Annotated in this window: 7 protein-coding genes; 5 read left to right on the top strand and 2 right to left on the bottom strand. The window is 71.7% G+C overall.

Annotation, left to right across the window (positions count from 1 at the left end; all coding sequences use genetic code 11):
• Positions 1–41 precede the first annotated feature (41 nt).
• Together groL and groES are read right to left on the bottom strand one after the other, a co-directional pair.
• Positions 42–1,673 carry a chaperonin GroEL gene (gene groL, locus ABT123_RS15930; RefSeq protein WP_351313880.1) on the bottom strand — a complete coding sequence of 544 codons (1,632 nt, stop codon included), beginning with the start codon at positions 1,671–1,673 and terminating at the stop codon, positions 42–44.
• Positions 1,674–1,789: 116 nt separating this feature from the next.
• Positions 1,790–2,098: a co-chaperone GroES gene (gene groES / locus ABT123_RS15935; RefSeq protein ID WP_007265952.1), complete on the bottom strand. Its 309-nt coding sequence runs from the start codon at positions 2,096–2,098 to the stop codon at positions 1,790–1,792.
• 451 nt (positions 2,099–2,549) lie between these two features.
• On the opposite strand from groES, the gene ABT123_RS15940 reads away from it, so the two are divergent.
• The 5 genes from ABT123_RS15940 (at position 2,550) to ABT123_RS15960 (ending at position 7,837) form a co-directional block, all read left to right on the top strand.
• Entirely contained in the window at positions 2,550–2,897 is a 348-nt protein-coding gene (locus ABT123_RS15940; protein WP_351313883.1) for a hypothetical protein, read from the top strand.
• Positions 2,898–2,963: 66 nt separating this feature from the next.
• Positions 2,964–3,686 carry a response regulator transcription factor gene (locus ABT123_RS15945; RefSeq protein ID WP_351313886.1) on the top strand — a complete coding sequence of 241 codons (723 nt, stop codon included), beginning with the start codon at positions 2,964–2,966 and terminating at the stop codon, positions 3,684–3,686.
• The gene (locus tag ABT123_RS15950) at positions 3,607–5,103 is read left to right on the top strand and encodes a sensor histidine kinase (protein ID WP_351313889.1); all 1,497 of its coding nucleotides are present in this window, start codon (positions 3,607–3,609) and stop codon (positions 5,101–5,103) included. The genes ABT123_RS15945 and ABT123_RS15950 overlap by 80 nt, the downstream gene beginning before the upstream one ends.
• A gap of 89 nt (positions 5,104–5,192) precedes the next feature.
• Positions 5,193–6,455, top strand: coding sequence for an LCP family protein (locus tag ABT123_RS15955; protein ID WP_351313892.1), 1,263 nt, complete (start codon positions 5,193–5,195; stop codon positions 6,453–6,455).
• Entirely contained in the window at positions 6,443–7,837 is a 1,395-nt protein-coding gene (locus ABT123_RS15960; RefSeq protein WP_351313895.1) for an FtsW/RodA/SpoVE family cell cycle protein, read from the top strand. Before ABT123_RS15955 ends, ABT123_RS15960 begins: the two co-directional genes overlap by 13 nt.
• Positions 7,838–8,503: the final 666 nt, after the last annotated feature.

Genomic DNA, 8,503 nt, shown 5'->3' on the forward strand with positions numbered 1-8,503 from the left:
TCCGCACTGCGGAACGGGGCCTTCCGTGCACTGTGAGCCGATCAGTGGCTGTGGCCGTGACCGTGACCGTGCCCGTGACCGTCGGCCTCCTCCTCGGCCGGCTTCTCGACGACCAGGGTCTCGGTCGTGAGCAGCAGGGAGGCGATGGAGGCGGCGTTCTCCAGGGCGGAGCGGGTGACCTTCACCGGGTCGATGACGCCGGCCTTGACCAGGTCGCCGTACTCGCCGGTGGCGGCGTTGAAGCCCTGGCCCTTGTCGAGCTCGGCAACCTTGGAGGTGATGACGTAGCCCTCCAGGCCGGCGTTCTCGGCGATCCAGCGCAGCGGCTCGACGGCGGCGCGGCGGACGACCGCGACACCGGTGGCCTCGTCGCCCTCCTTGCCGAGGTTGCCCTCGAGGACCTTGACGGCGTGGACCAGAGCGGAGCCACCACCGGAGACGATGCCCTCCTCGACCGCGGCGCGGGTCGCGGAGATGGCGTCCTCCAGACGGTGCTTCTTCTCCTTCAGCTCCACCTCGGTGGCGGCGCCGACCTTGATCACGCACACGCCGCCGGCCAGCTTCGCGAGGCGCTCCTGGAGCTTCTCGCGGTCCCAGTCGGAGTCCGTGGACTCGATCTCGGCCTTGATCTGGTTGACGCGGCCGAGGACGTCCTCGTGGCTGCCGCCGCCGTCCACGATCGTGGTGTCGTCCTTGGAGACGGTCACGCGGCGGGCGGTGCCCAGCACGTCCAGACCGGCCTGGTCGAGCTTGAGGCCGACCTCCTCGGCGATGACGGTGGCACCGGTGAGGGTGGCCATGTCCTGGAGCATCGCCTTGCGGCGGTCGCCGAAGCCCGGGGCCTTGACGGCCACCGCGTTGAAGGTGCCGCGGATCTTGTTGACGACGAGGGTGGAGAGCGCCTCGCCCTCGACGTCCTCGGCGATGATCAGCAGCGGCCGGGAGCCACCCGCCTGGATGACCTTCTCCAGCAGCGGCAGGAGGTCCTGGATGGAGGTGACCTTGCCCTGGTTGATCAGGATGTACGGGTCGTCGAGGACGGCCTCCATACGCTCCTGGTCGGAGACCATGTACGGCGAGAGGTAGCCCTTGTCGAAGGCCATGCCCTCGGTGAACTCCAGCTCCAGGCCGAAGGCGTTGGACTCCTCGACGGTGATGACACCATCCTTGCCGACCTTGTCCATCGCCTCGGCGATGAGCTCGCCGACCTGCTGGTCCTGCGCGGAGAGCGCGGCCACGGCGGCGATGTCGGACTTGTCCTCGATCGGACGGGCGGTGGCGAGCAGCTCGTCGGAGACGGCCTTGACCGCGGCGTCGATGCCCTTCTTCAGGGCGGCCGGGGAAGCGCCGGCGGCGACGTTGCGGAGACCCTCGCGGACCAGCGCCTGGGCCAGCACGGTGGCGGTGGTGGTGCCGTCACCCGCGATGTCGTTGGTCTTGGTCGCCACCTCCTTCACCAGCTGGGCGCCCAGGTTCTCGTACGGGTCGTCGAGCTCGACCTCGCGGGCGATCGTGACACCGTCGTTGGTGATGGTGGGAGCGCCGAACTTCTTGTCGATGACGACGTTGCGGCCCTTGGGGCCGATCGTCACCTTGACCGTGTCGGCAAGCTTGTTGACGCCGCGCTCGAGGGCGCGACGGGCGTCCTCGTCGAACTTCAGGATCTTCGCCATGGGAGCGGTTCAGCCCTCTCGAAAAATCTGGGGTTTAACGAACTGCGCCCCTCGCCGCCCGGCAATCAGCGGGGTGACCAGGGGCGCAGCTCAAAGCATCTTGATGCTTGGGTGAATTACTTCTCGACGATCGCGAGCACGTCGCGAGCCGAGAGGACGAGGTACTCCTCGCCGCTGTACTTCACCTCGGTGCCGCCGTACTTGCTGTACAGCACGATGTCGCCGACGTTGACGTCCAGCGGGAGACGCTGGCCGTCCTCGAACCGGCCCGGGCCCACAGCGAGGACGACGCCCTCCTGGGGCTTCTCCTTCGCGGTGTCCGGGATAACCAGGCCAGAGGCCGTGGTCTGCTCGGCGTCGAGCGGCTGGACCACAATGCGGTCCTCGAGCGGCTTGATGGCAACCTTGGAGCTGGCGGTCGTCACGATCCGACCTCCCCCTTCGGAGATCTCACGGGGTTAACTGTCTGAGGTGGCGACCAGGTCGATCCGTCGTCGCGGGTGCCGGACCTGCCCGTCGCTGTGTTGGCACTCACCGGTGGCGAGTGCCAGGCCCGAGACTATTCCGGCGATTAGCACTCGGTCAAGCGGAGTGCCAATTCACGCCATGGGCGTTGCGGAATAACGGCTTCCCATACTGCTCCGTCCCCGCGCCCGGGCCCCCGTTCCGGGCCGCACCACAGATGCCCGCACATACGTCCGAGGGCGTCGCGGGCGTCGCGCCGGTGCTCATGGGTCGGTGCTGGTGCTCATGGGTCAGTGAGGAATCGATTCTCCGGGCGCGTACGGATGACCGTCGGCCGACCCGAGGCATACCCGGCGACCCGGCCGGGAACCCAGTCGCCGCAAGATCGAACCCACTCCCCCGTGAGGAACCATGCGCATCCGCCACACCCTCGGTGCCGCCGCCGGCGCCGCCCTGCTCGTCCTGGCGCTCCCCACCTCGGCCGGCGCGGCCGAAGGTACCTTCACCTACACGTACAAGTCCGAAGACCGGGCCATGAAGAGCGGGCAGCTGGTCGACCCGCCGAGCGAGGAGTGCATCACGCTCGACGAGGCGGACGACCCGAAGGAGGTCCCGCCCGCGATCTCGCCGTACAACGGCACGGACGAGACGGCCACGGTCTACGAGGAGCCCGGCTGTGAGGGCGAATCCTTCGACCTCGAGGCCGGTGCGCAGGGCTCCGCCAAGCTCGAGATCCGCTCGGTGGTCTTCCACGACTGACGGCTGACGACGGACGTCGATCCGGGTGGCACGCGCCCCACGCGCCCGATATGTGACAGTTGGGGCGTGCGCATACTCGTGGTCGAAGACGAAGAAGGCCTCGCCGAATCCCTTCGGCGGGGCCTTTCCGCCGATGGCCACTGGGTCGAAACGGCCCACGACGGCCACCGCGGGCTGGAGCTCGCCCGCAGCGGCGGCCCGTACGACGTCGTCCTGCTCGACCTGATGCTCCCGGGCCTGTCCGGGTACGAGATCTGCGCCCGGCTGCGTGCCCACGGCGACCGCACCCCGGTGCTGATGCTCACCGCCCGGGACGGCGAACACGACGAGGCCGACGGCCTCGACTGCGGCGCCGACGACTACCTCACCAAGCCGTTCTCCTTCGTGGTGCTCGGCGCCCGGCTCCGCGCCCTGGCCCGCCGGGCCGGCGCCCCCGAGCGCACCACCCTGCAGGCCGGCGACCTGTGCCTGGACCGCGAGGCCCGCCGCTGCCGGCGCGGCACCGCCGAGATCGAGCTGACCGCCCGCGAACTGGCCGTGCTGGGCTGCCTGATGGAACGGCCCGGGCAAGCCGTCGCCAAGCAGGACATCCTGGACGAGGTCTGGGAGACCCCGGGCGGGATCGACCCGAACATCGTCGAGGTGTACGTCTCGTCCTTGCGCAGGAAGATCGACGCGCCGTTCGGCCGCCGCTCCATCCTCACCGTGCATGGCACCGGCTACCGGATGGCCGCGGACGGTGGCGGCGGTGCGGGCCGCGGTGCGGATGGTGGCGGCGGTGCGGGGTAGTTCGCTGCGCGCCCGGGCCGCCCTCGCGGCGGCCCTCGCCATGGCCGCCCTCCTCGCCGCCGGCGGCCTCTGGCTCCACGGCCTGCTGCGCGCCAACCTCCTCGACAACACCGCGTCCCGCACCGAGCTCGCCACCCGCAAGGCCGCAGCCCAGGCCGACGCGCACACCCTCCCCGCCGACGGCCGGCTGCCCGCCCCGGACGGCGGAGTCGACCTGCTCCTCGTCCTCGACGCGCACGGCCGGACCCTCGCGGCCGGCGGGAACACCCGGGCGGTCACGCCGGCCGAGCTGGCCGGCGTACGGCCCCCGGCCGGGTCGGATTCGCGGACCGTGGTCCTGCCGGCCGACCGCCCCGGCGGTCAGCGGCGCGGGGTGGTCGTGGTCGAGGCGCAGGGTGCCGGGCCCGGCGAGCGGGTCTCGGTGTACGCGATGACCGTGCTCGGCGACGTGGACGATGCCACCCGGGCCGTCGCGTTCGGGCTGGTGGCGGGCGCGCCGCCGCTGATCGGGTTCGCGGCGCTGCTGGCCTGGTGGGTGACCGGGCAGGCGCTGCGGCCGGTGACCGCGATCCGGAGCGGGCTGGCGGCGGTCACGGCGAGCGAACTGGACCGGCGGGTGCCGGACCCGGGCGGGGCGGACGAGATCGCCCGGCTGGCCCGGACCGTCAACGACACCCTGGACCGGCTGGAGCGGTCCGACGCCCGGCAGCGGCAGTTCACCGCCGATGCCTCGCACGAACTACGCAATCCGCTCGCCGCCGTCCGGTCCCGGCTGGAGGTGGCGCTGGCCGGCGCGCCCGGGCCCGGCGGCCGGCCGGACCGGGAGTCGGTCGAGGCGGCGCTGGCGGAGACCGACCGCCTCCAGCGGATCGCGGCCGACCTGCTGCTGCTGGCCCGGCTGGACGGCGGGGCGGGCACCGGGGCCGGGACGGCGCGTGCGGCTGATGCGGCCGGCGAGCCCGTGGATCTGGCCCTGTTGGCGGCGGAGGACGCGGCCCGTCGGCCCACGCCCGCGCCCCCGCCCCGGCAGGTCCGGCTGCGGGTGGAGGCGGGGGCTCCGGTCCCCGCCACGGGCCACCCGGCCCGGCTGGAGCGGGCCCTGGCCAACCTGGTGGACAACGCGCTGCGGCACGCCCGTACCGAGGTCGTCGTACAGGCGTACGCCGAACCGGCCGCCGCCGTCCTAGAGGTCCGCGACGACGGCCCCGGCATCCCGGCCGCCCACCGCAACCGGGTCTTCGAGCGCTTCGTACGGCTGGACGAGGACCGGAGCCGGACCGGCGGCGGCACCGGGCTGGGCCTGCCCATCGCCCGGGAGATCGCGCGGGCGCACGGCGGCGAGGTCACGGCCTGTGAGGCCCCCGGCGGCGGCGCCCGGCTGGTGCTGCGACTTCCCGCGCGGCGGCTGCCTGGGTGATGGCTGCCCGCGTGACGGGGGCCCGGTTCTGAAGGGGCCTTCAGAAGCTTCAGCTTTCCTTCAGCCGGTCCGCATCAGCATCGACAGGCATGAGCGCGCACCGCAGGAAGACCACGACGCCGAAGCCGTCCGGCCGGCATACGGCAGGGCACCGCCGCCGCAGTCCGCGCCGCATCACCCGCCTGCTGCTGACGACGGCCGCGGCCCTGGTCGTCCTGGTGGGCGGCACCGCCTGGTACCTGTACCGCGACCTGGCCGGCTCCATCGGCACGTCCAAGGCTCTGCAGGGCGCCGAGAAGTCCGCGCACGGCGACACCAACATCCTGCTGATGGGACTGGACAGCCGACGCGACAAGAACGGCGAGAAGCTGCCGGAGAAGGTGCTCGACCGGCTGCACGCGGGCAGCTCCGACATCGGCGGCTACAACACGAACACGCTGATCCTGCTGCACGTCCCCGCCGACGGCGGCAAGGCGAAGGCCTTCTCCATCCCCCGGGACGACTTCGTCGAGCTCAAGGGCATACCCGGCTACACCGGCAAGGACAAGATCAAGAAGGCCTACGGGCTGGCGAAGGCGAAGCAGGAGGAACAGCTCGCGGGGCAGGGTGTGCAGGACCGGCGGCAACTGGAGCGGGACGGCCGCGAGGCGGGCCGGAAGGCCGCAATCGAGACGGTCCGGTCCTTCCTCGGCGTCCCGGTGGACCACTTCGCGGAGCTCAATCTGGCGGGCTTCTACCACCTGGCGGATGCGCTGGACGGGGTGCCGGTGTGCCTGAACAAGGCGGTCAAGGACAAGAACTCGGGCGCCGACTTCCCGGCGGGCCGGCAGACCCTGGACGGGGAGCAGTCACTGGCCTTCGTACGGCAGCGGATGGGGCTGCCGCGGGGCGACCTGGACCGGACGAAGCGGCAGCAGGCGTTCCTGGCGGGGGCCACGCAGAAGCTGAACTCGGTGGGGACCTTCACCGATCCGGTCAAGCTGATGAAGCTGATCGACGCGGCGAAGCAGGATGTGGTGACGGACGAGGGCTGGGACCTCCTGGCGTTCGTGAAGCAGGCCAAGAACCTGTCCGGCGGGCGGGTGGAGTTCATGACACTGCCCGTGGAGGGGTTCGGAAGGAACCATGGGGAGGATATTAACGTCGTAGATGATATGAAGATAAAGCGCCGCATTGCCGAGCAGATCGGACCAAAGGCTTCCGCCGACCCCACGACGTCCGGCGACTCGGGCGGCTCGGGCGGCTCGGGCGACTCCGGCGCAGCACAGGCCCCGCCTGCGGGCTCCGACCCCGACCAGGGCCAGTCGAAGGGCACCGCCATCGACGGCGGCGGCATCCCGTGCGTGGACTGAGGCCCTCGACGGTGGCGGGCGCCCGCCGCCGCACCGAAGCACTGCTGCTCGTCCTGGTCGTCGTCATCGCCGTGTTCGGGCACGCCAACGCCGGCCTGGCGATGAACGGCGAGCTGCCCACCGACCTCGCCGGATTCGCCATCAGCCTGACCCTGCTGTCCCTGGTGGGCCATTTGGGGGTGCGCCGGTTCGCCGCGTACGCGGATCCGCTGATCCTGCCGCTGGCGATGCTGCTCACCGGGCTGGGGCTGGTGCTGCTGCACCGGCTCGACCAGTCGTACATCCAGCGGTACGGCGCCGAGGCGAACGCGCCGGGCCAGCTGCTGTGGACGGTCATCGGGGTGGCCTCGTGCGTGCTGGTGGTGGCGCTGCTGAAGGACCACCGGTTCCTGCAGCGGTTCATCTACCTCACGATGGCCGTGGCGCTGGTGCTGCTGATCACCCCGGCGTTCATGCCGGCCGATACGTACGGTGCGAAGCGGTGGATCTTCATCGGGCCGTTCTCGCTGCAGCCCGGCGAGTTCGTGAAGATCATGATCGCGGTGTTCTTCGCGGGGTACCTGGTGATCCACCGGGACACCCTGGCGCTGGCCGGACGCAAGTTTCTGGGCATGCGGCTGCCGCCGATGCGGCAGCTGGGACCGATCATCACGGTGTGGATCCTGGCGATGCTGGTGCTCGTCTTCGAGCGCGACCTGGGCACCTCGCTGATCTTCTTCGGGGTGTTCGTGGTGATGCTGTACGTCGCCACCGAACGCACCAGCTGGATCGTCTGCGGCGTCCTGATGGCCGCCGTGGGCGCCTTCGTCGTCGGCTCGACCGAGCCGCACGTCAAGAACCGGGTGGAGGCCTGGCTCAACCCGATGGCCATCTTCCTGCCGGAAGAGCAGCGGCCGGCGGGCCTGATCTCCGACCAGTCGGCGCAGGCCCTGTTCAGCTTCGGCACCGGCGGCCTCTCCGGCACCGGCCTCGGCCAGGGAAACCCCGAGCTGATCAAGTTCGCCGGGCGCACGGACTTCATCCTGACCACGGTCGGCGAGGAGCTCGGGCTGGCCGGGGTGATGGCGGTCCTGGTCCTCTACGCACTGCTGGTCCAGCGCGGGCTCCGGATGGCGCTCGGCGCCCGGGACCCGTTCGGCAAACTCCTCGCCGTCGGCCTGTCCGCGGCGCTGGCCCTCCAGGTCTTCGTGGTGGCGGGAGGCGTGACCGGCCTGATCCCGCTGACCGGCAAGGCGCTGCCGTTCCTGGCGAAGGGCGGCTCCTCACTATTGGCCAACTGGATCATGATCGCGCTGCTGCTCCGCATCAGCGACAGCGCAGAACGCCAACGCGAGGCGGACACGCTAGCCCCGGCGGAGCCTCCAGCGACGCTGGCGGCGTAGGCCGGGGCTGGGGGCGCGGGCGGGCTGCGTCACTTGGGCTGGCGTGTACGGGGCTCCTGGCGCGGGCGGGCTTCGTAACCCCGCCGGCTCGGGGCGGGGCGGCGGGGCTCCTGGCGCGGGCCCGCTCCTTTGCCCCCCGCTCGGAGCCGGGGCGGGACGGAGTTTCCCACCCGCCCCCTGCCGGCTCCGACCGGACGGAGTCCGGTGGCGGGGCGGGGCACCGCTGCCTCCGCCGAGCGGAGCCCAGAGCCCGAGAGCCGCGGCTCCGATGCGTCCGGCGCGGGCCCGCCGGCCTGTTGAGCGGTACCCGCCATTGGCCCGGCTGAGGCGGAGCCTCGCTCTTCCTGTCGCGCAGGGTCGGGGATCGGGGGGCCTGGGCGAAGCCCCTGTTCCGGGCAGGGCGGGGTAATGGGACGGCCCCGCGCAGCGGGCCGGCCCAGTTGCCGGGCGGGGTGACGCATGGTCCGCCCAGCCCCGGCGGGGCCGAGTGGCCGGGCGGGGTCCGGGGTGACGGGTTTCGCCCGGGCGGTATCGGGGGGTGTCCGGGGGCTGCCCGTCAGTCCCATCGTCGTTCCGTGTCCGTCCGGTCCCTCAAGGGCGCTCCTTCGTCGCGTCGCTTCGCGATTCCGCTTCGCTCCACCCTTGACCGACCGGCCGGCCCCGGAA

This window comes from Streptomyces sp. NPDC002054 (assembly GCF_040296685.1).
Classification (GTDB): domain Bacteria; phylum Actinomycetota; class Actinomycetes; order Streptomycetales; family Streptomycetaceae; genus Streptomyces.

What these genes read in the sequence shown, in the direction of transcription:
- groL (WP_351313880.1), bottom strand. Translation starts at nt 1,673, where the DNA reads ATGGCGAAGATCCTGAAGTTCGACGAGGACGCCCGTCGCGCCCTCGAG.
- ABT123_RS15940 (WP_351313883.1), top strand. Translation starts at nt 2,550, where the DNA reads ATGCGCATCCGCCACACCCTCGGTGCCGCCGCCGGCGCCGCCCTGCTC.
- ABT123_RS15950 (WP_351313889.1), top strand. Translation starts at nt 3,607, where the DNA reads ATGGCACCGGCTACCGGATGGCCGCGGACGGTGGCGGCGGTGCGGGCC.
- ABT123_RS15955 (WP_351313892.1), top strand. Translation starts at nt 5,193, where the DNA reads ATGAGCGCGCACCGCAGGAAGACCACGACGCCGAAGCCGTCCGGCCGG.